The organism is Streptomyces sp. NPDC090083 (assembly GCF_044747445.1).
In the GTDB taxonomy this organism is placed as follows: domain Bacteria; phylum Actinomycetota; class Actinomycetes; order Streptomycetales; family Streptomycetaceae; genus Streptomyces.
In genome coordinates, this window is sequence record NZ_JBIVED010000001.1 from 164,617 (window position 1) to 189,546 (window position 24,930).

The window sequence follows — 24,930 nt, forward strand, 5'->3', positions numbered from 1 at the left end:
GCAACGTCAGTTTGAGGGCGGCCCCAAACCGTTGTCAAGGCATTCAGAGGCCACGCGAAGCCCTCACCGGACGTTGCCTTCTACGCAACACATCGCGTCATCAGCAACACCGCGATCGTCACAGCAGCACCACCGAACGCAGCACGTCGCCGCCGTGCATCCGCTCGAACGCCTTCTCCACGTCCTCCAAAGCGATGGTCTCGGTGACGAACGCGCCGAGGTCCAGACGCCCTTGCTGGTGCAGGTCGATGAGCATGGGGAAATCGCGCGAGGGCAGGCAGTCGCCGTACCACGACGACTTCAGCGAGCCACCACGCCCGAAGACGTCCAGGAGCGGCAGTTCGAGCTTCATCTCCGGCGTCGGCACACCCACCAGGACCACCGCGCCCGCCAAGTCCCGCGCGTAGAAAGCCTGCTTGTACGTCTCCGGGCGCCCCACCGCCTCGATCACGACGTCCGCGCCGAAGCCCCCGGTCAGTTCACGGATCGCCTCCACCGGATCACCCGACGCCGAGTTCACGGTGTGCGTGGCGCCCATCGAGCGGGCCTTCTCCAGCTTCCGGTCGTCGATGTCCACGGCGATGATCCGCGCCGCACCCGCCAGCAGCGACCCCACGATCGCCGCGTCACCGACCCCACCACACCCGATGACGGCGACCGTGTCACCCCGACCGACGTTCCCGGTGTTGATGGCCGCACCGATACCGGCCATCACCCCGCACCCCAGCAACCCCGCCACCGCCGGAGACACAGCCGGATCGACCTTCGTGCACTGCCCGGCGGCCACCAGCGTCTTGTCCGCGAAAGCACCGATACCGAGAGCCGGAGAGAGTTCGGTGCCGTCGAGGAGCGTCATCCTCTGCCTGGCGTTGTGGGTGTCGAAGCAGTACTGCGGACGTCCGCGCAGACAGGCCCGGCAGTTGCCGCACACGGCACGCCAGTTGAGGATCACGAAATCGCCCGGGGCAACATCGGTGACACCCTCGCCGACCGACTCCACCACACCCGCAGCCTCATGACCGAGCAGGAACGGGAACTCGTCGTTGATACCACCCTGCCTGTAGTGCAGATCCGTGTGACAGACCCCGCACGCCTGCACCTTCACCACCGCCTCGCCCGGGCCCGGGTCGGGAACGAGGATCGTCTCCAGACTGACGGGGGCACCCTTGCTTCGCGCGACGACAGCACGGACCTGATGCGTCATGGCCACTCCTCGGCTGGTTCGAGACCTGAGCACGATGTTGCTCATTACGGCACGCCTCGCGCGTGTCGCAACACAGCATCAGGGAGGGCAGAACGGGGGTCAAGAAGTCGGGTCGGCGCGCGCCACCGGCGTCATCGGCCTCCGAGCCCCCGGAGAAAGGTGTCGACGACCATGTCGGCGGCCTGGGCGTCGGTGAGTTCGGGCAGTTGCCGCGAGGCCAGGTGCATGAGCTCCGGCAGCAGTGAACTCGCCCATGCCGTAGGGGTGTCGGCGCGCAGCAGCCCCTCACCGGTGGCACGTTCCAGGAAGGTGTCGACCTCCCGGATCACGGCGTCGCGCCGTCCGCGGATCGTCTCGTCGGCCTTCATGCGGGTGAGTTCCACGGGCCACTTGCGGTTGACGCCGACGATCCCCTCGACATACCGGTGCAGGGCCACGGCGACGGGAGCCTCGCGCAGCCTGGCGTCCTCGACGGCCCGCTCGATGGCCTCGACCCGCGCCTGGTAGATCGCGGCCAGCAGTTCCTCGCGCGAGGCGAACCTCCGGTAGACGGTACGGCGGTCGACGCCCGCCTCGGCGGCGATGGCGGCGATGCTCGCGCCCGGATCGGCGGCGAGCATGCGCGCTCCGGTCGTCAGGACGGCTTCGAGATTGCGTACGGCGTCGGCTCTCACCCGCCGAAGCATAGTCGGCGATGTGGAGCCTGACCTAGGTACCACCCCAGTGGAGTGGCCTTCCAACGTACAAGTGCTACATTGAAGTGACAGTTATTGAGACGGTCGCCCCTTTGTCCGGCCGCCCCAGCTCGATCACCCCGCAGCCCCGCAATCCCTCAGCCCTTCAGCAGCTCAGCCCTTCAGGAGAGCGCACATGATCACCTACGACCGCCTCTTCATCGCGGGTTCGTGGACCGTTCCGAGCAGCCCCGACCTGCTCGACATCCGGTCGCCCCACGACCGCACGGTGATCGGCCGGGCCGCGCAGGCCCTCCCCGCCGACGTGGACCGGTCCGTCGCCGCCGCCCGCGCCGCCTTCGACGAGGGGCCGTGGCCCCGTACCGCACCCGCGGAACGCATCGCCGTCGTCCGGCGGCTCGACGCGTTGCGCGCGGCCGACGCCGAGCGGATCGCCGCGCTCATCTCCGCGGAGAACGGTTCGGCGAGCTGGTTCACACTGGCCGGCCAACCGGGGCTCGGCCGTCAGGCGGGCGCGTATCTCAAGGCGGCCGAGGAGTTCGGCTGGGAGGAGACGCTGACGCCGTCCGACCCCGGCTCCCCCACCCGGAGCGTGGTCCGCCGCGAGCCCATCGGTGTCGTAGCGGCGGTCATTCCGTGGAACTCGCCGTTCTCGGCGGCTCTGGCCAAGGTCGTCCCGGCGCTGCTGGCCGGGAACACGGTCGTCCTCAAGGTGTCCCCGGAGAACTCGCTGAGCATGGGACTCCTCGCCGAACTGCTGGAGCGCGTCGGCCTGCCGGAGGGCGTGATCAGCGTCCTGCCCGCCGACCGCGAGACCAGCGAGTACCTGGTGTCGCACCCGGATGTGGACAAGGTCGCGTTCACCGGCTCGACCCGGGCCGGCCGCAGGATCGCGTCCCTCGCGGGTGAGCAGCTCAAGCGTGTCAGCCTGGAGCTGGGCGGCAAGTCGGCCGCCGTCGTCCTGGACGACGCCGATGTCCGACTGGCCGTACAGGGGCTGAAGTTCGCGTCCCTCCTGAACAACGGCGAGGCCTGCATCGCGCAGACACGCGTCCTCGCACCCCGCAGCCGTTACGAAGAGGTCGTGACCGCCCTCAAGGACCTCGTCGAGTCGCTCAAGGTCGGCGATCCGGCCGACCCCGAGACCTTCATCGGCCCGATGGTGCGACCCGACCAGCAGCAGCGCGTACGCGAGTACATCGAACTCGGCATCGAGGAAGGCGCCCGTCTGGTCACCGGCGGCCCGCAGGTGCCGCCCGGCCTCGAAGGCGGCAACTACGTCACCCCGACCGTCTTCGCCGACGTCGACAACGCGATGCGGATCGCCCAGGAGGAGATTTTCGGCCCGGTCCTCGTCGTCATCCCCTACGAGGACGAGGACGACGCCGTGCGGATCGCCAACGACTCGGAGTACGGCCTCTCGGGCGGAGTGTGGTCGGCCGACCAGGACCGCGCGCTCGCCGTCGCCCGTCGTCTGCGCACCGGCACGGTCACGGTCAACGGGGCCCCGATCGCCTTCGACGGCCCCTTCGGCGGCTACAAGGCGAGCGGGATCGGCCGTGAGTACGGAGCGGTGGGGCTCGGCCAGTACGTCGAGTACAAGACCGTCACCCTCACCCCCGCCGTTTCCGCCGACCGGAACGGCTAGGGTGCTGAGGGATCACACCGAGACATACAGCCCAGGAGCGGATGTCCGCGGGGCGGTCACGGGGTGGCCGGTGGAGGGTGGACCGGATGCGACGGGGGCTCGGGGTGGATCACGGCGGGCGTTCAGCGGAACAAGGTCATCGCCCCGGGCCGGCCGGACGCGATGCAGAGGTGACCGGCCGTCCGGTGCCGTCGGTGCTGCCGGCGTCGCTGCGCCCGTCGCTCGGGCCGGTCGCGGTCCTCGCCGCGCTGGTGGTGGTCGTGCTCGGGATCCTGTACGCCGGGCACAGCGCACCCGGGGCGGTGGACCGGTGGATCCGTCCGCCGACGGCGGACAGTGTGCGGGCGCCGTGGCACCAAGTCGCCCTGGCCCTGGACTTCCTGGGGGAACCCGTGGGGTCGGCGATGGTGATCGCGGCCGGTGTGGCCGGCTGTCTGGTGCTCCGGCGGCCCCGTGCGGCGGTGCTGGTCGTCGTCGGCGCCGGCGTGACCGTGGGGGCCACCACGGTGCTCAAGCATGTGGTGGGGCGGACCATCCACGGGCCCGGCAACCTGTCCTACCCGAGCGGTCACACCGCCTTCGCGACCGCGCTCGCCGTCATGGCGGCGCTGTTCGCGACGGACCGGCTCGGCCTGGGCGGAAGAGCCGGTACGTCACTGGTGCTCGCGGCGGGCGTGGTGGCGGGCGCGATCATGGGCTGGGCGGAGGTCGGGCTGGGCGCGCACTACCCGACCGACGCCCTCGGCGGCTGGTCCACCGCGCTGGCGGTGGTTCCGGCGACCGCGTGGCTGGTCGACCGGATCACCGACCGGATGCCCGGGCCCGGTCGGCGGGACCACCGCTGACGTCGGATCACGTCACCTGTCACGCCGTGCGGCGGAAGACGGGCTTCACGGGGCGCCCGGCCAGCCAGGGGGTGGGGTCGGCGGCGTCAAGTGCCTTGCGGTACACCGCACATGCCTCGGCCACCACGTCGATGGTGCGGTCGATGTCCTCGTCGGAGAGCGCGCTGCTCACCACGAAGGAGGGGGCCAGCACCCCGCCCGCGAGGAGTCGCCGCAGGAACAGCGTGCGGTACGGCTGCGACGGCTGCTCGTTCTCGTCGAGGGTGGCGAAGACCAGGTTGCTGGCCCGGCCGCGGACGAGGACGTGGTCGCCGACGCCCATGCCGGCCGCTGCCTCGCGCACCCCGGCGGCCAGCCGCTCGCCGAGGGCGTGCAGCCGCGCGGTGACGCCCTCTTCGACGTAGGTGGCCTGGACGGCCATCGCCGCCGCGAGGGAGTGCGTCTCCGCGCCGTGCGTGGTGGACAGCAGGAACACCCGGTCGCCGGAGTGACGCAGTCCGCCCCGCTCCATCAGATCGCGGCGCCCGGCCAGCGCGGAGACGGCGAACCCGTTGCCCAGCGCCTTGCCGAAGGTGGAGAGGTCGGGGACGACGTCGTACAGGCCCTGCGCGCCCGCCTCGGACCAGCGGAAGCCGGTGATCATCTCGTCGAAGACCAGGACGCAGCCGTGCCGGTGGGCCAGGTCGCGCAGGCCGGCGAGGTAGCCGGGCGGGGGCTCGCTGTGGGTGGCGGGTTCGAGGATCAGGCAGGCGATCTCGCCCTGGTACCGGCTGAGAATCTGCTCCGTGGCGGCCAGGTCGCCGTAGGGGAACGCGACGGTGAGTTCGTTGGTCGCGGCCGGGATCCCGTCGGACATCGGCGTGGTGCCGATGAACCAGTCGTCGACGGAGAAGAACGGATGGTCGCCGCAGATGGCCACCCGCGGGCGCCCGGTGGCGGCGCGGGCCAGCCGCACCGCGGCGGTGGTGGCGTCGGAGCCGTTCTTCGCGAACTTCACCATCTCGGCGGTCGGCACCGTGGCGAGGAAGCGCTCGGCGGCCTGGACCTCCACGATGGACGGCCGGACGAAGTTGCTGCCGCGGTCGAGTTCCCGCCGCACCGCCTCCAGCACACGTGGGTGGGCGTGGCCGAGGCTGACCGACCGCAGGCCGGAGCCGTACTCGATGTAGCGGTTGCCGTCGACGTCCCACACGTGGGCACCGTTGCCGTGGCTGATGACCGGGGCCAGGTTCTCGGGGTACTGGTCGTCGCCCTTGGCGTAGGTGTGAGCGCCCCCGGGGATCATGGTGTGCAGCCGTTCGTTGGCGGTCCGCGACAGGGGCAGGTCAAGCACTTCGGTGTCCACGGGGACCTCATCTTTCTCTGTGCTTCAGGACCTGGGCGAGGCTCGGTGCCTCCCGGTCCCGTTGGGACATCAGTGCGGCCGGCAGCGGCCAGGGAATGGCCAGCTCCGGGTCGTCGTAGGCGATGGTCACGTCCTCGGCCGGATCGTGCGGGCGGTCGATGCGGTACGAGGTGTCGGCCGTTTCGGTCAGTGCCTGAAAACCGTGCGCGCATCCCGCCGGAATGTAAAGAGTTGGTTGTGATTCTCCTGTCAGTTCAAAGGAAGTCCAATGGCGGTAGGTCGGGGAATCCGGCCGCAGGTCCACGACGACGTCGAAGATCCGCCCGTACGAGCAGCGCACCAGCTTGGCCTCGCCCGCGCCGGAGCGCAGGTGGAGGCCGCGCACCACGCCCCGCACCGAGCGGGACAGGCTGTCCTGGACGAAGGCGTCCGGGTCGAGGCCCACGGAGCGGACCACGTCGGCGTCGAACGTGCGACAGAAGAAACCGCGTTCGTCCGCGTGGGGCGTCGGCTCGAAGAGATAGGCGCCGGCGATCTCCGGGACCTCGGTGGCTTTCATGGAGACTCCTGCCGTGCGTGCGTGTGGTGGGTGGCGGGGAACACCGCCGCGGTCAACGAGGCGAACTGGTCGTCGAGTTGGCGGGCGGCGGCCTGGTTCCGCTCGACGAGGGTCGCCCGCAGTTCGGGCGCCTGCTTCTCCAGCGCCCGGAATTGCTCCAGCAACCGGTCGGCGTCGACCTCGCGCGCCGGGTGGCAGAACGCGCCGAGGCCCATCCGGTCCATGAGGGCGTCGCTCTTGGCCGCGTAGCTGAGCGCGAGCGCCGGCGTTCCGGTCTTCAGCGCGCAGATCAGGTTGTGGTAGCGGACGGCCACCACGGTGTCGGCGGTGACCATCTCGTGCATCAGGTCGTCGAGGGACGTCGGTTCGGCGGCGGTGACCAGCGGGGAGTCCACCGCTTCGAGGATCGCGGCGACCACCGTGTCGTCGCACCGGTCGCCGGTGAGCAGCCGGACCGGTCTGCCCTCCTCGACGAGGGTGCGGACGAACCGGATCGTTCCGTCGAGATAGCGGGCGTGGATCTCGTCGGCGCGGGCGCGGTCGTCGTTGCCGCCGTGAAAGTCCATGACGCCGACGCAGACCGTGCCCGGCACGTCCGAGGGCGCGTTCGCGGGCGGGGAGGGGAGGGAGAACGCCAGGTCGGGGTAGACCTCGTCGCGCGCGGTGTCCACGCCCATCGCCCGCATCGCGTCCCGGGACCGGTCGTCCCGGTAGGACCGGTAGGCGGCCAGCCGTCCCGACCAGCGGACCAGGGCGCGGGTGGGCCGGTTGCGGATCTCGGCGGCGCCGACGCAGACCAGCGCGACCCGGGTGCGGGTCAGCCGGCCGCTCGCGCAGAGCAGGAACAGGGAGTACGGGAAGCCCCAGGGCCGGAGCGGCAGGGTGGCTTCCAGGACGCCCATGCCCGGCACGATCACCACGTCGTGGCGGCGTACCCAGGCGGCGGTGCGGAAGATGTCGACGAACTTGCCGAGGCCCTTCGACGCGATCGAGCCGAGCCGGGACGCGGTGCGGTACTCGGCACGGTTCCAGTGCATCCGGGTGGCGGGGATCCCGAACCGGGCCGTCACGGCCTCCGGTCCGCCGCACAGGGCGTCCACGACCGCGTCGGGGTGGTCGGCGCGGAGGTGGCCGAGGACGGCTTCGAGCGAGCCGTCGTTGCCGAGGTTTCCGGAGCCGAGCAGGCCGAACACCCCGACGCGTACCGGCCGTTGGCGGGCCGACGTCATCCGTGCCTCCCCTCGCGTCCGGCGACGAGGGCGTCGACGGAGACCGTGAGCTGGGCCGGGTCGACCGGGGCGCGGTCCTCGACCCGCTCGCCGGCGCCCGGCCGGACCCGGCTGGTCAGCCAGGACGCCAGGTGGCGGTAGCAGGCGCGCCGGTCGGCCGGGGACACGGGTGCCCGGTGGATCGCGGACGTGAAGCCCCAGAGGTACTCGGTGAGCAGCCGGGGCGTCGGGTGCAGGACGCCCGCGCGGCGCGGGTCGAGGTTGACGCAGCGGGCGCGCTTGGAGGGGTTGGCGCGTTCGGCGCGGGTGGGGTGGTCGCGGCGGAAGTAGAGCAGTTCCGGGACCTGGTGGAAGCGTCCGTGCAGGGTGATCTCGGCGACGTAGGTGCGGTCCGCGTGGTGGTAGCTGTCCATCGGTTTCACCCGGCGCAGCACGTCGGCGCGGATGACGCCGTAGAAGTCGTCGCCGCCGGGTTCGAACAGCAGGCTGCGGAAGCGTTCCGGCGCGCTCGGGGAGCCGGTGGCGAGCGTGTACTCGTAGGGCACGGTCACCTGGCCGTCGCCGTCGATGACGGCCTGGTCGGTGTGGGCGAGGATGACGTCCGGGTGCTCGTCCAGTGCCTCCACGCAGCGCGTGAGGAGGTCGCGGCCGTAGAGGTCGTCGTGCGAGGCCCACTTGAACAGCTCGCCGCGGGACTCGGCCAGCACGTGGTTGTGGTTCGGGGTGGCGCCGATGTTGCGGGGCAGCCGGAGGTAGCGGATGCGGGAGTCCTGCGCGGCGTACTTGCGGCAGATGGCCTCGGTGCCGTCGGTCGAGGCGTTGTCGGAGACGACCAGTTCGAAGTCCTCGTAGGTCTGGCCGAGGAGGGCGTCGAACGACTCGGCCAGGTACTCCTCGCCGTTGTACACGGGCAGGCCGATGCTCAGCCGCGGTCGGTCGGTCATGAGGTCCTCACTTCGGGGATGGGATCGCGGTGGTGCTCGCGCAGGGCGGAGCGCAGTTGCAGCCACCACACGGCCGAGCCGCTGATGGTCGCGACGGCGACGCCCCAGGCCGAGCCGGACGTGCCGCCGACGGCCGCGCCGCCGAGCCCGCCGCCGACGTAGCAGGCGGAGGCGAACAGCTGGCAGCGCAGGCTGCGCCTGGCGGCGCCGAGCGCGCGCAGTCCGGCCGCGGCGCCGGTGCCGAGGCCCGCCCCGGCGACGCTGAGGGTGATCTGTACGAGGAGGTGCGAGGAGGCGTGCCAGACGTCGCCGAGCGCCAGCTCGCCGAGCCGGCCCGGCATCAGCAGCAGCGCCGAGCCCCAGAGCAGGGCTCCGGTGGCCTGTCCCCCGCCGAGGTAGAGGCAGAACCTGCCCAGTCGGTGCGGGGCCCGGCGCAGCACGCGGGCGGCCTCGGGGACGGTGACCAGCGAGAGCCCCATCAGTACGGCGAGGAAGGGGCCCATCAGAAGTTCGGCGCCGCGTACCGCGCCCACCGCGCCCACTCCGACGATCACGCCGAGGCCGTAGGCCCGGAGCTGGCTCGCGCCGCTGAGGCTGACGTTCTCGACCAGGTACCGGTAGCCGAGGTCGCGCTGTTCGCGCAGCCAGCCGCGGGCCTGTGCCATCCGGGGCCGGATGCCGGACTGGACGGAGCCGTATCCCGCCGCGACCGCGGCGGAGGCGCCCCAGGCGAGCACGAAGGCGGCCACGGTGTCGACATGGGCCGCCACCACCATGGCGGGGATCAGCGCGACGCCCCACACGATGTCGTTGACGAACGCCTTGCGTCCGTCGCCCGCGGCGAAGAACGAGAACCGCCAGGCGTCCTGGAGCAGCAGCCCCGGCATCATGAGGCCGAGGGCGGCGAAGGCGGGCCCGACCCGGCCGCCGAGGCCGAGTCCGGCCGCCAGGCAGAGCACTCCGAGAGCCGTGCCGACGCCCAGCGCGGTGCCCGTCGAGCGGGCCACCGCCGCGCGCCAGGACGCTTCGGGCACTCCGCTGAAGCGGACCACGAGCGGGTCGGTGGCCAGGCCGCGGGAGACGTTGAGCACCACGCCGTAGGTCACCCAGGCGAGGCTGAACACGCCGAAGGCGGTGACCCCGAGGGAGCGGGCCACGTAGATGCCGACGGCGAAGTTGCTGATGCTGGAGGCCGCCTGGTCGGCCAGTCCCCAGGAGAGCCGGCCGACGAGGGCCCGTCGGGCGGACCGGGCCGGCTTCATGGCCTTCTCCCCGTCGGCGGTCGTCGATGTCATGTCTTGATCAGTCCGGCCTCGTGCAGGGCGTCGGCCGCCGTGGCGACGCTGTCGAAGGGGAGCCCGGACCGCTCGGCGACGTCCAGCAGACTGTGCTCGCCGTCGGAGAGGTTGAGCACCCAGAGCATGGCCATCTGCGCCTGCTTGGTGTCGCTGCGGCCGCCGAGCGCGTCGTACAGCCCCCGCCGGCCCAACTGGGGTTCGCCGTACGGGCTGAGGTTGAGGTAGCGCCGGTTGCGGTCGAGAACGGTGAACGCCTCGCGGCAGACCGCGAGGGTGTCGGCCATCGCCTCCGGGGAGACGAAGTCCGGGTTGTCCGCCGAGGTGTGGTACTCGGGGTACCCGGCGTACGGGGTCCGGCTGAGCGAGCCCACGCCGAGGTTGAACCCGGGTGAGCAGTACTGCCGTTCGTCGTAGCCGTACGGCGTGAACTCGTTGATGTGGTGCGGGCGTTCGGACGCGGTCAGGACGTGCCGCAGCACGCGGTCGATCTCCGCGTCGCCGCGTCTGCTCTGCTTGTACGTCAGCTGTCCCGCGTCCCCGGCGCAGGCCAGCACGAGTCCGTGCCTGACCCGGTCGACGCGCTCCGCGTTGCGGGCCAGCCAGGTGATCGCCCCGATGGTGCCGGGCGCGTAGATGAACCGGTAGGTGTGGTACGGCGTCCGCTCCGCCAGCGCGCGGGCCAGGAAGGTCGCGACCGCGATGCCGGCCAGGTTGTCGTTGGCCAGCGACGGATGGCAGGTGTGGCAGGAGACGATGACCTCGTCGGCCACCTGTCCGGGCACGACGTGCTCGGCGTAGGTGAGGTGGCCGTCGGCGAGGGTGGAGTCGATCCGCACCTCGTAGTCGCCGTCGGGCAGCGCGTCCAGGGTCTCCTGGGCCAGGCAGAAGCCCCACTCCGGCTTGTAGTAACTCGTGCGGTACGGAACCCAGTTCGGGTGGTCCGGCAGCGTGTGCAGGTGTGCGCGCAGCTCGGCGAGCGGCATGGTCCGCGACACCGGGACGCTGTAGCCGAGCACGTGCAGGCTGGACGCGGCGAAGTCGACGACCCGCCTGCCCGTGCTGTCGGCGATGTAGGCGTCCCGGATGTTCCACTCCTGCGGAACCGTCCAGTCGAGGACCTGGGTCCCGGTCGGCACCTCGTGCACCCGCAACGGGACGTACTCGCCGACGATGTCCAGGGTGGCGCGCACCCCGTCACCGGTGATGCTCCGGCAGAGCGGGTAGAGCCGCTCCACCAGTGCGTGCATCTCCTCGCCCACTGCGGTCATCGGCGCCACCGCAGGGTGTCGTCGACGGTGCCGTTCCCGGAGGCCGCCTTGAGCACGGCAAGGCGGGTGAAGCGCTGCTCGAAGTCCTCCTGGGTCAGGCCGAACTTCCGGTAGGCGTCGGCGAGTTCGAGCGCGCCCCGCTTCACCGTCCACTCGCAGTCGAAGTCGGGGACGGCGGTGCGGAAGCGGGAGAAGTCCACCCGGTAGGAGCGCGGGTCGGCGCCGTTCTCGCCGGTGATGACGACCTTCGCGCCGGCCACCGCCTCGGCGACCTGGTCGGCGATCTCGGCGACGGTGACGTTGTTGGTCTCGCTGCCGATGTTGAAGGCCCGGTCGTGCACCGCCTCGCGCGGCGCGGTCAGCGCGGCCGTGAAGGCGCGGGCGATGTCGGCGGCGTGCACGAGCGGACGCCAGGGAGTGCCGTCGGAGAGGACCAGCACCTCGCCGGAGAGGAGCGCGTGGCCGACCAGGTTGTTCAGCACGATGTCGGCGCGCAGCCGGGGCGAGTAGCCGAAGGCGGTGGCGTTGCGCATGAACACCGGGGTGAAGTCGTCGTCGGCGAGCGCGTGGACGTCGTCCTCGACCCGGACCTTCGACTCCGCGTACGGCGTCACCGGGCGCAGCGGGGCGTCCTCGGTGACCAGGCCGTCGCCGCCCGAGGCGCCGTAGACGGAGCAGGTCGAGGCGTACAGGAAGCGTCCGACTCCGGCGTCGCGGGCCAGCTTCGCCAGCCGTACGGACGCGTGGTGGTTGATGTCGTAGGTGAGTTCGGGGGCCAGTGAGCCGAGCGGGTCGTTGGAGAGCGCGGCCAGGTGGATGACGGCGTCGAAACCGGCCACGTGCTCGGCGGTGACGTCGCGCAGGTCCACCCGCGTGCCGGGCGGGTCGGCGGGCCGCGGGCCGAGGACGGAGTCGGCGAACAGTCCGGAGTCGAGGCCCGCGACCTCGTGTCCGGCGGCGGTGAGGACGGGTGCCATCACGGTGCCCAGATAGCCCTGGTGTCCGGTCAGCAGTACGCGCAAGGTGTTCAACCCCCCAGGTTGAGCGTGAGTTTGGTGGCGGCGAAGGCCTCGGCGTAGCGCGCGTGGCATTCGATACCGCGGATCCGGGCGAGGCCGAGGAAGGCCTCCCGGTCGTACCAGGGCCGGTGCCGCTGCGAGGCGTAGTGCTCCTGGAGCAGCCGCACCTTCTGTTCGGCGGTCTCCGGCGACAGCGGCTGGTAGGCCGTCATACGGCCGAGATCGCCGTCCCACTTGACGATCTCGTAGCCGAGGACGAGGTGGTCGCGGAACGCGGTGGGTATCAGCCGCGCCAGGCCGCGGTGGTCCTGGTGCGCGTCCTCGGTGCGCGGGGCCAGGATCAGGTCGGGGTCGGTCCGCTCGCGCAGTTCCTCGACCGCGGCCTTGGCCTCGTCCCAGTGCGTGGGCAGCCGGCCGTCCGGCAGTTTGAGCACGGTCAGCCGCAGGTCGGCGCCCGGGCAGAAGGCGGCGAGCGCGGCCTGCTCCTCCTGCTCCCGCTCGCTGCCGCCGCCGGAGAGCACCAGCGCGTCGACGCGGATGCCCGGCCGGTCCTGGCACAGCGTCAGCAGCGTGCCGCCGGCGCCGATGGCGATGTCGTCGCAGTGGGCGCCCACCGCGACGATCCGGTCCAGGGGGCCGGCCCCGAGCCGGATCACGCCCTGGCTCCGGCGCTGTCCCGCTCCCACACGGCCCACGGACGGTCGCCCCGGGTGTAGGCCTCGTCGAGCGCGGCCCGTTCCTTCACCGTGTCGGTCGGCTTCCAGAAGCCGCGGTGCTGGTGCGCCACCAGCCGTCCGCGCTTGGCCAGTTGGGCGCATCCGTCGGCGACCAGGTCACCGTTCTCCGGTATGTGGTCGAAGACCTCCTGGCGGAGCACGAAGTAGCCGCCGTTCTCCCACAGCGGCATGTCGCTCACCGCGGTGATGCCGCCCACCAGGCCGTCCTCGCCCAACTCCACGCAGTGGAAGGACGACTGCGGCGGTACGACCATCATCGACGCGCCCGCGTCGCGCTCGGCGAACCGGTCGATCATCTCCGGCAGCGGGGCGTCGGTGAGCACGTCGGCGTAGTTGGCGAGGAACATCTCGTCGCCGTCCAGATGGTGTCTGACCCGGCGCAGCCGCTCGCCGATCGGTGACTCGATGCCGGTCTGCACGAACGTGATCGTCCAGTCCGCGATGTCGGTGGACAGCAGCTCGGTGCGCCCGCCCCGCAGCACGAAGTCGTTGGACGTCGTCTCCTCGTAGTTGAGGAAGAAGTCCTTGATGTGGTGGGCCCCGTACCCGAGGCACAGGATGAACTCCGTGTGCCCGAAGTACGCGTAGTAGCGCATGACGTGCCAGATCAGCGGGCGTGGGCCGACCATCGCCATCGGCTTGGGCACGTCGTCGGAGGTTCCGTTGCGCATGCGCATGCCGTAACCACCGCAGAACAGGACGACCTTCATGCTGTGACCTCCTTCAGGACGCCCTCGACGATGCTCAGTTCCGGGATCGGGAAGACCAGCCGGCCGCCCCACTCGTGCACGAACGACAGCTGCTCGGCCAGTTCGGCCCGCAGGTTCCACGGCAGGACCAGGACGTAGTCCGGCCTGTCGGCGGCTATCTGCTCGGGCGGCAGGATCGGGATGCGGGTGCCCGGGGTGAACCTGCCGTGCTTGTACGGATTGCGGTCGACCGTGTAGGCGAGCAGGTCGGGCCGGATGCCGCAGTGGTTGAGCAGGGTGTTGCCCTTGCCGGGGGCGCCGTAGCCGACGACCGTCTCACCGCGCTCGGCCGCCTCGACGAGGAACCGCAGCAGGTCCCGGCGGACCTTGGCCACCCGGGCGGAGAACTCGGTGTAGCCCGACAACTCCTGCAGTCCGGCGGCCTTTTCGCGGGCCAGCACGTCGGCCACCCGCTGCGAGGGCTCCCCGGCGACCTCGGCCGGCCGGGACCACAGCCGGATGGACCCGCCGTGCGTGGGCAGCAACTCGACGTCCACGAGCGTGAGTCCGCCGCTGGCGAGGGCCCGGATCGCGGAGGCGACCGTGTAGTACTGGAAGTGCTCGTGGTAGATCGTGTCGTACTGGTTCTCCTCGATCAGGGTCAGCAGGTGCTGCACCTCGATGGAGACCCAGCCGTCGTCGGCGACCAGCGCGCGCAGCCCCTGGGTGAAGCCGATCACGTCGGGGATGTGCGCGTACACGTTGTTGGCCACGACCAGGTCCGCCGGGCCGTGCTCGGCGCGGACGGCGGAGCCGGTGTCGGGGCTCAGGAACTCGGTGAGCGTGGGAACCCCCGCCTCGCGTGCCGCGGCACCGACGTTCACCGACGGCTCGATGCCGAGGCAGCGGATCCCGCGGTCCACGACGTGCCGCAGCAGGTATCCGTCGTTGCTCGCGACCTCGACCACGAAGGAGTCGGAGCCCAGAGCGAGGCGCTGCGCGGCGCCGTCGACGAAGGTGCGGGCGTGCTCGACCCAGGAGGTCGAGAACGAGGAGAAGTACGCGTACTCCTTGAACGTCTCCTCCGGCGTGATCAGCGGAGGGATCTGCGCGAGCCAGCAGTCGGTGCAGACCCGCAGGTTCAGCGGGTACGTCTGCTCCGGCCGGTCCAGTTGGTCCGCGGCGAGAAAGCTCTCGCACGGCGGTGTCGCCCCGAGGTCGACGACGCTCGTGGTCGCTTCCGAGCCGCAGAGTCGGCATCGTGTCATGCTCTGTCCCCATCCCCCCTGCTCGCGCGGGTGTCCCCACCGCGAGTCATTGCCGACCGGCCCGCGATCGCGGTCCGGTACTCCTCCAGCAGGCGATCCAGGCCGACGGCCGGGCTGAATCCCTGCTCGTAGCGGCGCCGGGCCGCCTGCCCCATCTCCCGGTTGCGGGCCGGGTCGGCCGCGATCCGGCGGATGCCGGACGCGAGCGAGGCGGCCTCGCCCGGCCGGTGCAGCAGTCCGGTGACGCCGTCCTCGACGAGTTCGACGAAGGCGCCGTGACCGGCGGCGACGGTCGGCACGCCGGCCGCCATCGCTTCCACGACCACCAGGCCGAACGCCTCCAGCCACGTCGAGGGCGCCACCACGGCGACCGCCCGCGCGACGGCCCGCCGGCACTGCTCCGGGTCGTACAGCCCGACGTAGCGCACGTCGTCCCGGCCCGCCGCCCAGGCGGTCACCTCCGGTTCCAGCGGCCCGGTGCCGGCGATCATCAGCGGTACGCCGATCCCGCCGCCCGCCGTGATCTCGTCCCACGCGGTCATGAGCAGCCGCACGCCCTTGGCCTCCGCGAGCCGGCCCAGATACAGCACGTACTCGCCGTCGCCCGACCGCCGACTGCCCGGCTCCGGAACGAAGTTGTGCTTCACCGCCAGCCGCTCGGCCGGCATGCCGGAGCGCACCAGGACGTCGCGCTGCGCCGCGGAGATGCACAGGAAGCGCTCCACGCCGGACCACCAGCGCCGCCGGTTGACCGACAGGCTGACCGCGAGCGGCACGGTGGCCAGCCGGGAGTTGCGGTAGCAGCCGTGCCGGACGGCGGGCAGCGGTGTCGACCCGACGCACTCGGTGCACGGTCGGCCGTCCCGCTGGAGTGTGCCGGGCGGGCAGACCTGGGTGTAGTTGTGCAGCGTGGCGACGGCGGGCACCCCGGCGTCGGCGCAGGCGGCCAGCACCGCGGGCGACAGGAGGGGGAACACGTTGTGGACGTGCACCACGTCCGGCCGGTCGGCGCGCAGCCGGGCGGCGAGTTCCGTGCGCACCGCCGGGTTCCACGGCACGAGGAGCGGCACCGCGGCCTTGCCGAGGAGGGAGCGGGCGCCGATGTCGTCGCTGCGCCGCTCGAACACCTCGACCCGGTGGCCGGCCGAGCGCAGCAGCCCGACCTCCTGGTCGACGACGTTGTTCTCCCCGCTCGGCTGCGCCGAGTTGTAGCGGTTGTGCACCACGAGGACGTGCATGCTCACTTCGCCTCCGATCGACGGGCCCAGCGCGGGACGTGCCGTCGCGGGGCCTGCGGCAGCACGAGCGGGGCGGCCTGGGCCGCCGGTGCGGCCAACAGCGAGGCGGCCAGGGCGAGATGGAGCAGATACGGCGAGGCGTCGCCCAGACCGGCCTCGGTGTACGAGGCGATGGCGCAGTAGCTGATGAGGAAGATCGCGCAGGCCCTCTCCAGCGACGGCGGCCGCAGCAGCGCGACGCCGCCGAGCACGGCGAGGAACGCGGCGACGAGGGTGACGCCGATGAGTCCCTGCTCGTTGTAGACGGCCAGCCAGCTGTTGTCGATCGGCAGCCCGCCGAACGACTTGTCGCCCAGGCCGACGCCGAACAGCTTCTCGGCGGTGGACCGGGGCGCGGTCAGCAGGGCGTGCCAGACCTTGGCCCGGCCGGTGAGGCTGGAGAAGTTCTCCTGGCTCTGTCCGCGCAGGAACCAGGTCTGGAGCGCGGAGGCGAAGCCGACCGCGGCCACCACCGAGACCAGCACCGACCAGCTGAAGAAGCGGCGGGCCGCGGCACTGGTCAGGACGAGCGAGCCGATGGCCAGCACCAGCCCGAGGAGCAGGCCGAGCGTGGCCGTCCGGGTGTGGGTCAGCGCGAGCAGCACCAGCGAGGGCACGATGACCAGCACGGCGCTGGTCCGGTCGGTCCGTCTGCCGATGACGAGCAGCGCGGTGAGCCCGATGATGACCGCCGCGTACTGCCCGATCTGCGGCGGGGTGAGGGGCCACAGCGCGCCGACGAGGCGTCCGCCGTAGAGGCCGGGCAGGGCCTTGCCCGGGGCGACGAGCAGGCCGAGGGCGACGGAGGCGAGGACCGCGAAGTAGGCCCGGATGTGGTAGCGGACGAACGTGGTGCTGCCGTCCCACCAGCGGCTGAGCAGCCACAGGGTGCCGACGAAGAGGGCCAGCCGGAAGCAGCGGAACAGCGCGCCCATCCCGGACTGCAGGCTCGCGCTGGAGATCGCGCTGGACACCAGCAGCAGACTGAGCAGCAGTACGTAGGCGCTGGGCCGGACGCGCACCCGCTGGTTGACCAGGAGTGCCAGTCCGAACGCGGCGACCAGCGAGCCCATGGTGACCATCTGGATCAGGGAGCGCGGCAGCGGCACGATGGTCCTGGCCCCGGCGGAGCCCAGCGTGTTGAGGACCAGCAGTCCCCAGACGATCCCGACGGTCCTCGGTGGGCCGGCCGGGCGCGCTGCGGTGTCGGACGGCGTCCGTGCGGTGTCGGGTCCGCGGGTCAGGTTCTCCTCCATCTCAACCACCGGCCTGGAGATCGAGGGTGCTGCCCTGGTCCTGCTGGTAGGGCGCCGTCTGCCACTGTCCGAAGTCGAGCACCTTGCCCTGGTCCTCGGCGACGAACTTCCACGGCCCGATGTAGACGTTGTGGTGCCAGCGGTTGTGCTGCTTGCCGGTGATGGCGTCGGCCACCCCGTCGCCGTGGTACGGCGACCAGTCCGGGTAGGTGCCGTAGTTGGACAGCACCGCCATGCGGTCGCACATCTCCGTGCACTTGACGACGGACTCGTCGAGCACGAAGCGGTTGTCGTGGATGTCCACCCACTGGGTCTTCCACCGGCAGTCCGAGTAGAGCGGCGCCTTGGTGATCGCCGGTCTCACACAGGTGCTCGTCTTCTTCACCAGGAGGGTGCAGTCACCGGACGAGGTGTTGGCCGGGCTGTTGCAGAACCGGTCGGCGTTCTCCCAGAGTGTGATCCCGGACCAGTTGTTCTCCAGCACGTTCCCGTAGATCTCGATCTTGTGGGTGCGGGCCTTGATCCGTGGTTCGCCGCCGGACTCGGACAGATAGATCGTCGCGTAGGGGAAGGTGTCGCCGCTGTCGGCGGCCTTGCGGCCCTCGACCCAGTTGTTCCGCCGGATCGTGTTGTCGCGGATGACCGCGTTGTAGCTCGTCTCGTAGATCAGTGCGGCACCGTCGTTGGCCTCGATCACGTTGTTCTCGATGAGGAAGTCGTTGTTGTTGGTGTCCGCCCACAGCCCGGTGCCGCGGTTGTCGTGCACCCAGTTCCCGCTGATGTCGGCGCCGTCGACCTCCCAGAACTTGATGCCTCCGGTGCAGCCGCAGCCCTTCTGCTTCCGCTCCCAGTCACCGGTGTTGTTGCCGGTGATCTCGTTGCCCTGGACCACCAGGCCGGTGAGGGGGCCGTTGCCCTTGTAGGCGTTCATGCCGTACTGGCCGTTGTCGCGCAGGCAGTCGGCGCGGACCTGTTGACGGGCACCGGCCATCAGTCCGGCACCGGAGTTGTCCTTGATCGTCGAGTGTTCGACGATCCATCCGTCGGCCGAGTCGTGGTTGACGACCCCCTCGTCCTGCGGCGCGACGAATCCCCGCACGGTGAGATAGCGGATGGTGACGTCGGGGGCGTTGCCGGTGAAGGCGTACTGGTTGACCTTCCCGCCGTCGAGCACCGCGCCGGGCGCGCCGATGTAGTGGTCCCCCTTCTTGGGGATGACCTGGGCGTAGCGGTCCCGTTCGAGCCGGTGGGTACCGGGCTTGAGCCAGAACGTGGTGTTCGGGGGGCTCTTCTTGGTCTTCGCCGCCAGGTCGCCGACCACTCCGGGGTCCACGGTCACCGCGCCCGCGGGCGCCTTGGCCGGTCCGGCGGCGGGGTTGGCGCACACCCGGGCCACGGACCGGGCGGCGGCGGTGTCCGTGGACGGCGCGGCGTCCGGCTTCGTCGCGGCCGGGGCGCTCGACGTGCTGTCGCAGCCGGTCGCCGTCAGCAGGAGCAGCGCCAGCGGCAGGACCGCCAGCGCCCGGTGCACTCTCATGTTCCGCACACGCCCCCCTGGGCCCGGAACCGGAGCACGGTGGTGAACCCGTCCGTGCCGTCGGTGAAGCCGGTGCCGACCAGCGTGGTGGTGGGTTCCTTGCGCCCGAATCCGGCGGAGTACCAGCCCAGCGGCGGTTCGCTCTCGCCGCGGTGCGCCCGCCAGGACAGCTGCGGCGGCAGGTCGAGCACCGCGGACCGGCCCTCGCCCTCCCGGATCCAGGTGAGCATCGCGCGGTTTCCCACCAGGTCGGCGGCGACCGCGGGACCGAGATGGAACGCGAGCCGGACGTCCCGGCGCGGGCCGGTCACCTCGTCGACGATCGTCAACTCCTGGCTCACGGCGGTCAGTTCGACCCGGCGGCGGTGCACCGAGCCCTGGTAGCCGTCGTGCTCGGCGGCCCAACGGGCCACTCCCGCACCGGAGTCGTCCACGTCCAGGACGCGGGTGCGGGCGTGCCGGGTCCACAGGAACGGGCCGCCGGAGACAGACTGGTCGGCCCCGTCCAGTTCCAGCGTGTTGTGACCGAGGGTCGACCGGAAGTACCGCCGCCACTCGGGCTGCCCGTGGTAGCAGTACGTCCCCGGGTCGGCGAGCACGTCGGTCCCGTCGTGCCGGACCTCCACGGACAGCGCGTCCGCGTGGGCGTGCGCGGCGATGGACAGGAAGCCGTGCGGACCACCGTCGCAGCGGCACCAGATCTCCTCCGGACCGTGCAGGACCGTGAGCCCGGCGTCGGCGAAGCGGTCGGGCCTGGTCGCCGGCCGGGCGGTCGCGTCCTTCGCGTACGGCTCGACGAGCGCGGTCAGCAGCGGGGTGCGCACATCGGTGCCGGTCACCTCCGGCCACCAGTCGAGCCGGCCGAACACCGCCTCGCCGGTGGCCAGCAGCGAACCCCAGCGGTCGGTGCCCGCACCGTCCAGGATCAGGCCGTGTCCGTCGTCCGCGTCTCCCTGGCGGGGCGGGCGCAGCCGGTTGTCCACCACGGCGGCCAGCGCGTCGGTCATCCGCAGCAGCACCAGCCGCAGCGCCCCGGGCACCGGCACGCCCGCGGCGTCGGCCTCGGCCAGCGCGGCCAGGCCGAGTTCCAGCACGAGTCCGTGGTATTCGGTGGCCAGTTCGCGGTTGAGGCCGGAGACGAAGGTGTTGGCGCGCAGCTGCCGCTCCAGCGAGCGCAGGGCGTCGGAGCGCCAACGCGCCGACGAGGGGAACCAGTCGAACGCGCAGGCCGCGGCCGCCTGCCCGGCCGTCTCGGCGATGACGTGGTTGTTCGCCGAGGAGCCCCGGCTGGGGAACGCGGCCAGCCAGCGCTGGTGGTGCCAGATCTGCTGGTGGGCCACCGGGTTGTCCTCGAACAGCTCGGCCGCGCCCGGCCAGCCGTCGAGGAGGCGGCGGATCCACACCCAGGACAGCAGCCGGATGCCCAGCTCGATGCCGCTGATCCAGTGCACGCCCCGCAGCGGCGGGTTGGCCGCCCACCACGCCCGCAGGTGCGCGGCGACCCGCTCGGCGTACCGCTCGTCCCCGGTGACCGCGTGGGCGGCGGCGAGCACGGTGAGGTACTGGTGCCTCGACGGCTCCCAGATCTGCTTGATGTCCCCGGCCAGGTCCTCGTCGCGGTACGGCACGTCGAAGGCGTAGCCCGAGGGGGCCCGGCGCCCGGTCTTCGGGTCGAGAAACCAGTCCGGGTCGGTGAGGTCCTTTCGGATCACACCGAAGAACTCGGCCTGCCCGCCCATCAGCCGGTCCGCCTCGGCGACGAGCCGTTTCACGGCGTCCGGCGGCACCTCGGCAACCGTGCCCGCGGGCAGGACGGAGGTGAACCGGGCGCCGGTGACCGCCGGGCAGTCGGGCGGTGTCGCCCGCCAGCGCCGTCTGCGCAGGGTGTCGCCCGCCCGGCCCGCGATCTCGCGCGGGCCCATGCGGGAGAGCCGGCGCAGGTACCAGCCCGGGCTCCCCGAGGTCACGGTCATGGCGTCCTCGCCAACGTCACCGGCGCGCCGCCGGCCAGGCCGGTGTGCACGGCGAGGGTGGCCGCCGTGGTGGCGACCAGCGACTCCAGCGGCACCGGCATCGGTCCGCCGGTCCGAACCGCCTTGACGAACGCGGCCAGTTCGGCGTTCTGGCCCTTGTCGCGGGCCTTGGGCAGCCGCGAGCTGACCCACTTCTTCGGGCCGTGGACGGAGGCGCGGACGAAGTCGTCGAGCCGCAGCACCTTGCCGTCCGCGACCAGGTCCAGGGTCTCCTTGGGGAAGCCGGGGGCGCCGGTGGTGACGTAGCCGATGGTGGCGGTGGAGCCGTCCGGGTAGCGCAGGACGACCTGGAGGTCCTCGTTGCCGGGTGCGGCCGTCGCGTACACGGAGACCGGGTCCGCGTCGAGGAGCCAGCTCGCCGTGTCGATGAAGTGGCCGCCCTCCCCGGCGAACCGCGAGCCCTCGGCGCCCTGTTGGAGGTACCAGCTGCCGTGCTGGAGCTTGCCCGCGTTGACGAGGTAGCGCAGGTTCGCCGGGCCGGTCCGGGCGCCGAAGCGGTCCTTGGCCTCCTGGAGCAGCGGTGCGAAACGGCGGTTGAAGCCCACCTGGAGGCGGTCGTTGCCGGATTCCTCGACGGCGGCGAGCACTCCGGCCAGTTCGTCCTCGGTGAGGGCGAGGGGCTTCTCCACGAAGACGGTCTTGCCGGCGAGCAGTGCCTGCCGGGTCAGTTCGGCGTGCGAACTGTGCCGGGTGACCACGAACACGGCGTCGACGGACTTGTCGCCGAGGACGGCGTCGAGGTCGGTGGTCGCCCGGGCGAAGCCGAACTTCCGCTGCGCGTTGGCCCCGGAGAGCGCCGTCGTGGTGACGACGGTCGACAGCTCGACGCCCTCGCGCCGGGCCAGGTGCGGCAGCAGCATGGACGTGGCGTAGTTGCCCGCGCCGACGAACGCGAGCCGCACCGGGGTCGTGGCGGTCCGGGCCGGGGCGGACGTGCCCCCGGCGCGGCGGACCGCGGGCACGGTCACCACCGGGGCGGCCGGCTCCGCCGCCTCCTCCGTCTGCCCGGGGTAGCGGAACAGCACGGCCACGGCCTTGAGTTCGCCGTCCTTGAGCCGCTGGTACGTCTCGACGGCGTCGTCGAAGTCGGCGATGTGGGAGACCAGGGGCTCCACGTCGACCCGGCCGCGGGCCATCAGGTCGAGGAAGCAGGCCAGGTTGCGGCGCTCGGTCCAGCGGACGTAGCCGATCGGGTAGTCGCGGCCCTCCAGCTCGTACGACGGGTCGTAGCGTCCGGGGCCGTAGGAGCGCGAGAAGCGGACGTCGAGTTCCTTCTCGTAGTACGCGTTCCAGGGCAGGTCCAGGCGGCACTTGCCGATGTCGACGACCCGGCCGCGGTCCCGGGCGAGCCGGGCGGCCAGTTCGACGGGCTGGTTGCTGCCGCCGCCGGCGGCCAGGAAGACCTGGTCCACGCCGTGGCCGTCGGTGAGTTCGGCGACCGCCGCCTCCACGGCGGCCGAGGCGGGGTCGCCGCAGGCAGCGGCGCCCAGGCGCTCGGCCAGCTCGCAGCGCGCCGGGTCCGGGTCGGCGCCGACCACGCGGACTCCCGCGGCGGTGAGGAGCTGCACCACCAGCTGCCCGATCAGACCGAGGCCGATGACGAGGGCCACCTCGCCGAGCTGCGGCTCGCCCTGGCGGACGCCCTGCATGGCGATCGAGCCGACGGTGCCGAAGGCCGCGTGCCGCGGCGCGAGGCCCTCGGGGACCGGGGCGTAGAGGTTCTTCGGCACCCAGTTGACCTCGGCGTGCAGCGCGTGCTCGTTGCCCGCGCAGGCCACCAGGTCGCCGACCTTCACGTCGTCGACGCCGGCGCCGACCTGCTCGACCACCCCGCACAGCGAGTAGCCCAGCGGTGTGTAGGAGTCCAGCTTGCCCATCACCTTGCGGTAGGTGGCGGGCAGTCCGTTGGTGGCCACGCTCTGCATGACCTTGGCCACCTGGTCCGGGCGGGAGCGGGCCTTGCCCAGCATCGACATGCCGGCCTCGGAGACCTTCATCAGCTCGGTGCCGGTGGATATCAGCGAGTAGGCGCTGCGCACCAGCACCCCGCCCGGCTTGCACCCCGGTACCGGAACGTCGAGCACCGCCAGCTCGCCGCTCTTGTAGTTCTGTACAACCTGCTTCACCGGAACTCCTGTTTTCTAAGCCGTCGTCCGAGCGCTCTGGGCGGTGCCCGAGGTCGCGTCGCGGTACCAGTACTCGAGGGTCAGTACGTGCCACAGGTGCTTGGAGTAGTCCGCCTGTCCGGCGGCGTCCTCGGCGACCATCCGGGCCAGCGCGTCGCGGCGCAGCAGCCCGGACCGGACGAGTTCGCCGTCGTTGACCACCTCGCGCACCAGCGGTGCCAGGTCCCGGCTCATCCAGGCCCGCAGCGGGGCGCTGAACAGGCCCTTGGGCCGGTACACGATCTCCTTGGGCAGGATCGAGGTGGCCGCCTCCTTGAGGACGGCCTTGCCCTGGCGGCCGACGATCTTGCGGCTGCCGGGCACCGCGAACGCCGCCCTGACCACCTCGACGTCCACGTACGGCACCCGGACCTCGGTCGAGGCGGCCATGCTGGAGCGGTCCGTGTAGGCGAGGTTCAGGCCCGGCAGGAACATGCGGGCGTCGGTCAGGCACATGCGGTTGACGAAGTCGTCCAGGTCGTTGTCCTGGTAGACGTCCGTGTGCTCGGTGATCACGTCGTCGACCGTCCCGGCCAGGTCCGGGTCGATCAGGGCGAGCAGCTCGTCCTGGTCGTACATGGTGTAGCTGCGCCGGAACGCGGTCTCCTCGGGCAGGCTGGCGAAGGACAGGAACCGCTTCGCGAAGCGCACCGAGCGGTAGCCGCGGCTGGCCGAGGCGACGGGCAGCCGGTCCACGATCCCGGACACTCCGCGCCGCAGCGGGCGCGGGACGCGCTGGTAGCGCAGCGCGAGCAGGTTGGCGAAGTGCTTGCGGTAGCCCGCGAACAGTTCGTCCGCGCCCATGCCCGAGAGCATCACCTTGACCCCGGCCTCCCGGGCGGCCATGCAGATCAGGTAGGTGTTGATCGCGGCGGGGTCGCCGATCGGCTCGTCCAGGCTGTACGTCATCTGCGGCAGCAGGTCGAGGACGTTCGGGGCGATCTCGATCTCGTGGAGGTCGACGCCGAACCGCTCGGCGACCTGGCGGGCGTAGCGCAGGTCGTCGGGCATCGCCTCGAACTTGGCGTCCGCGGCGCGGAATCCGATCGTGTAGGCGGAGATCCCGGGCTGGTGGCGGGCGGCCAGGGCGGTCAGGTAGCTGGAGTCGAGGCCGCCGGAGAGGAAGGTCGCCACGGGTACGTCGGACAGGAGGTGGCGCCGGGTCGACTCCTCGACGACGGCGTCGAGGTCCGGCCGGTCACCGGCCAGGGCCCGCTCCCGGCCCTCGGCGGCGACGTCCTTCAGGTTCCAGAAGCTGCCGCGTTCCACCTGTCCGTCGGGACGGCACCTGAGCCAGCTCCCGGGCGGCAGCTTCTCCGCCTCGCGGAACGCGCAGCGGGAGTCCGGCACCCAGTAGTAGAGGAGGGAGGCGACCAGCGCCGCGTGGTCCACCTCCAGCGTCCTGCCGGTCGCGGCGGCGAGCGCCTTGAGCTCGGAGGCGAACATCAGGCCTCCGCCGCGCCGCAGCAGGAACAGCGGCTTGATGCCCAACTGGTCGCGGGCCAGCACGAGTTCACCGGTCCGCTCGTCGAAGACGCCGAACGCGAACATCCCGCGCAGCCGGTGCAGGCAGTCCGTGCCCCAGCGCCGCCAGGCCTCCAGGAGCACCTCGGTGTCGGAGGTGCCGCGGAAGCGCACTCCGGTGGCCGCCAGTTCGGCACGGAGTTCGGGCGCGTTGTACAGCTCGCCGTTGTACGTCAGGGCGAGGCCGTCCGACACCATCGGCTGGGCGCCGGTCTCGGACAGGTCGATGATGGACAACCGGCGGTGCCCCAGCTGTACTTCGCCGTCGCCCAGGGGGTGGCCGTAGCGGCCCGAGCCGTCCGGGCCGCGGTGGGCGAGGGTGTCGGTGAGCCGGTCGGTGACGGCCTTGCCGTCAGGCCATCGGTACGTGCCCGCGATGCCGCACACGTG

20 protein-coding genes are annotated in these 24,930 nt (G+C 71.6%); 2 read left to right on the forward strand and 18 right to left on the reverse strand.

The window, feature by feature from the left end:
- Nucleotides 1-118: 118 nt before the first annotated feature.
- Both ACIPTO_RS00660 and ACIPTO_RS00665 read right to left on the reverse strand, forming a co-directional pair.
- Nucleotides 119-1,204, reverse strand: a complete 1,086-nt coding sequence (locus tag ACIPTO_RS00660; RefSeq protein WP_401188176.1) for an S-(hydroxymethyl)mycothiol dehydrogenase — start codon at nt 1,202-1,204, stop codon at nt 119-121.
- Nucleotides 1,205-1,335: 131 nt separating this feature from the next.
- Nucleotides 1,336-1,824, reverse strand: a complete 489-nt coding sequence (locus tag ACIPTO_RS00665; protein WP_401189650.1) for a TetR/AcrR family transcriptional regulator — start codon at nt 1,822-1,824, stop codon at nt 1,336-1,338.
- A 250-nt stretch (nt 1,825-2,074) separates the two neighbouring features.
- On the opposite strand from ACIPTO_RS00665, the gene ACIPTO_RS00670 reads away from it, so the two are divergent.
- Nucleotides 2,075-3,547: an aldehyde dehydrogenase gene (locus ACIPTO_RS00670; protein ID WP_401188178.1), complete on the forward strand. Its 1,473-nt coding sequence runs from the start codon at nt 2,075-2,077 to the stop codon at nt 3,545-3,547.
- A gap of 170 nt (nt 3,548-3,717) precedes the next feature.
- Entirely contained in the window at nt 3,718-4,392 is a 675-nt protein-coding gene (locus ACIPTO_RS00675; protein WP_401188180.1) for a phosphatase PAP2 family protein, read from the forward strand.
- A gap of 19 nt (nt 4,393-4,411) precedes the next feature.
- Here the strand turns inward: ACIPTO_RS00675 and ACIPTO_RS00680 are convergent, their stop codons facing one another.
- The 16 genes from ACIPTO_RS00680 to asnB are packed head-to-tail and all read right to left on the reverse strand — an operon-like array spanning nt 4,412 to nt 24,927.
- Entirely contained in the window at nt 4,412-5,737 is a 1,326-nt protein-coding gene (locus ACIPTO_RS00680; RefSeq protein ID WP_366324525.1) for a glutamate-1-semialdehyde 2,1-aminomutase, read from the reverse strand.
- A 7-nt stretch (nt 5,738-5,744) separates the two neighbouring features.
- Nucleotides 5,745-6,296: a dTDP-4-dehydrorhamnose 3,5-epimerase gene (gene rfbC / locus ACIPTO_RS00685; protein ID WP_366324523.1), complete on the reverse strand. Its 552-nt coding sequence runs from the start codon at nt 6,294-6,296 to the stop codon at nt 5,745-5,747.
- Nucleotides 6,293-7,525 (reverse strand): polysaccharide pyruvyl transferase family protein, encoded by a 1,233-nt coding sequence (locus tag ACIPTO_RS00690; RefSeq protein ID WP_401188184.1) that lies wholly within the window; start codon nt 7,523-7,525, stop codon nt 6,293-6,295. The genes rfbC and ACIPTO_RS00690 overlap by 4 nt, the downstream gene beginning before the upstream one ends.
- A complete protein-coding gene (locus ACIPTO_RS00695) occupies nt 7,522-8,469 on the reverse strand; it encodes a glycosyltransferase family 2 protein (RefSeq protein ID WP_366324519.1) in 948 nt (315 codons plus the stop codon). Before ACIPTO_RS00695 ends, ACIPTO_RS00690 begins: the two co-directional genes overlap by 4 nt.
- Nucleotides 8,466-9,764, reverse strand: a complete 1,299-nt coding sequence (locus ACIPTO_RS00700; protein ID WP_401188187.1) for a hypothetical protein — start codon at nt 9,762-9,764, stop codon at nt 8,466-8,468. The genes ACIPTO_RS00695 and ACIPTO_RS00700 overlap by 4 nt, the downstream gene beginning before the upstream one ends.
- Nucleotides 9,761-11,044 (reverse strand): DUF4910 domain-containing protein, encoded by a 1,284-nt coding sequence (locus tag ACIPTO_RS00705; RefSeq protein ID WP_366324515.1) that lies wholly within the window; start codon nt 11,042-11,044, stop codon nt 9,761-9,763. Before ACIPTO_RS00705 ends, ACIPTO_RS00700 begins: the two co-directional genes overlap by 4 nt.
- Nucleotides 11,032-12,057, reverse strand: a complete 1,026-nt coding sequence (locus ACIPTO_RS00710) for an SDR family oxidoreductase (RefSeq protein ID WP_366324657.1) — start codon at nt 12,055-12,057, stop codon at nt 11,032-11,034. Before ACIPTO_RS00710 ends, ACIPTO_RS00705 begins: the two co-directional genes overlap by 13 nt.
- 5 nt (nt 12,058-12,062) lie before the next feature.
- Nucleotides 12,063-12,710, reverse strand: coding sequence for a PIG-L deacetylase family protein (locus ACIPTO_RS00715; protein ID WP_401188190.1), 648 nt, complete (start codon nt 12,708-12,710; stop codon nt 12,063-12,065).
- Nucleotides 12,707-13,501 (reverse strand): glucose-1-phosphate cytidylyltransferase, encoded by a 795-nt coding sequence (locus tag ACIPTO_RS00720; RefSeq protein ID WP_366324511.1) that lies wholly within the window; start codon nt 13,499-13,501, stop codon nt 12,707-12,709. The genes ACIPTO_RS00715 and ACIPTO_RS00720 overlap by 4 nt, the downstream gene beginning before the upstream one ends.
- Complete coding sequence (locus ACIPTO_RS00725; protein ID WP_401188193.1) at nt 13,498-14,748, reverse strand: methyltransferase domain-containing protein; 1,251 nt, start codon at nt 14,746-14,748, stop codon at nt 13,498-13,500. The genes ACIPTO_RS00720 and ACIPTO_RS00725 overlap by 4 nt, the downstream gene beginning before the upstream one ends.
- Nucleotides 14,745-15,986 carry a glycosyltransferase gene (locus ACIPTO_RS00730; protein WP_366324655.1) on the reverse strand — a complete coding sequence of 414 codons (1,242 nt, stop codon included), beginning with the start codon at nt 15,984-15,986 and terminating at the stop codon, nt 14,745-14,747. Before ACIPTO_RS00730 ends, ACIPTO_RS00725 begins: the two co-directional genes overlap by 4 nt.
- Nucleotides 15,987-15,988: 2 nt before the next feature.
- Nucleotides 15,989-17,281, reverse strand: a complete 1,293-nt coding sequence (locus ACIPTO_RS00735; RefSeq protein WP_401188195.1) for an O-antigen ligase domain-containing protein — start codon at nt 17,279-17,281, stop codon at nt 15,989-15,991.
- A 1-nt stretch (nt 17,282) separates the two neighbouring features.
- Nucleotides 17,283-18,818: a right-handed parallel beta-helix repeat-containing protein gene (locus ACIPTO_RS00740; RefSeq protein ID WP_401189652.1), complete on the reverse strand. Its 1,536-nt coding sequence runs from the start codon at nt 18,816-18,818 to the stop codon at nt 17,283-17,285.
- Complete coding sequence (locus tag ACIPTO_RS00745; protein WP_401188197.1) at nt 18,815-20,791, reverse strand: alginate lyase family protein; 1,977 nt, start codon at nt 20,789-20,791, stop codon at nt 18,815-18,817. The genes ACIPTO_RS00740 and ACIPTO_RS00745 overlap by 4 nt, the downstream gene beginning before the upstream one ends.
- A complete protein-coding gene (locus ACIPTO_RS00750; protein ID WP_366324505.1) occupies nt 20,788-22,977 on the reverse strand; it encodes a bi-domain-containing oxidoreductase in 2,190 nt (729 codons plus the stop codon). The genes ACIPTO_RS00745 and ACIPTO_RS00750 overlap by 4 nt, the downstream gene beginning before the upstream one ends.
- A 15-nt stretch (nt 22,978-22,992) precedes the next feature.
- Nucleotides 22,993-24,927: an asparagine synthase (glutamine-hydrolyzing) gene (gene asnB / locus ACIPTO_RS00755; RefSeq protein WP_401188200.1), complete on the reverse strand. Its 1,935-nt coding sequence runs from the start codon at nt 24,925-24,927 to the stop codon at nt 22,993-22,995.
- Nucleotides 24,928-24,930 lie beyond the last annotated feature (3 nt).